Below are 805 nucleotides of genomic sequence, written 5' to 3' on the forward strand. Positions count from 1 at the left end.
GGCACAGGGAGCGGGGTCGTGGGCGCACCGGACGGTGAGCCGGCCCCAGCGTCCAGTGCGGTTCCTGAGATTCCTGTTCGTCCACTGCGGCCCGGGGGCACGTCCGCCCGCAGGGACCCGTGGGCCGGCTGCACTCCGGTGATCCCCAGAGCGCCGGTCATGGCCGGTCCGACGCACGACCGGACCAGGGGCTGGGATGCGCCGACGCCGGGTCCCGTCCCGGCAGCGACGGCCGTGGGCAGGGCGATCACGGAGGCGGTCCGCGGCGCCGCGGCGCGGCTGTCGGAGACGGCCGCCGCCACCCCCGCACCCGTTGCGACGTCGGCCGAGCCGGCCGGCGACTCGGTCGCCGCGGTATCGGACGTCACCGAGACGGGTGTCGAGGGCTGATGAGGGTCTGGTGCGGCGACGGCCGTGAGAGCTCCGCTCGCGTCGGCCGGAGCGGGCGGCTCGGCGGGAGGCGCCGGCGTTGCCGACGGGGAGGGTGAACCCGACGCAGCACTCGCTGGTGGCACTACGGGCTGGCTGGGTGCCGGCGGCTGGGGTCCAGGGGCGGGCGCGGCCGATGCCGCCTCGGGAGCGGGCGCGGCCTGAGTCCGAGCGGACTCAGGAGGAGTGGTCGCCGCCTGCTGGCCGGTGGGCGGCTGCAGAACCGGCGCGGCCGCAGCGCCGACAGTCCGCGTCTCGCCGGAAGCCTGGAGCGGCGTGGTCGCCGGGGCGGCGGATGAGGCGGCTGTCGGTTGCTCCCGGGTGTCGGCCGCCGGCGTTCCCGCGGGAACGCCGGCGGCCGTGCTCAGGACGGGTC

General features: G+C 77.6%; 1 protein-coding gene. It reads left to right on the forward strand.

Annotated elements, in window-relative coordinates:
• Positions 1-234 precede the first annotated feature (234 nt).
• Positions 235-390, forward strand: a complete 156-nt coding sequence (locus FHL80_RS25920) for a hypothetical protein (protein ID WP_216871048.1) — start codon at positions 235-237, stop codon at positions 388-390.
• The last annotated feature ends 415 nt before the right edge of the window (positions 391-805 follow it).

The organism is Modestobacter excelsi, assembly GCF_005930495.1.
GTDB classification, from domain to species: Bacteria; Actinomycetota; Actinomycetes; order Mycobacteriales; family Geodermatophilaceae; genus Modestobacter; species Modestobacter excelsi.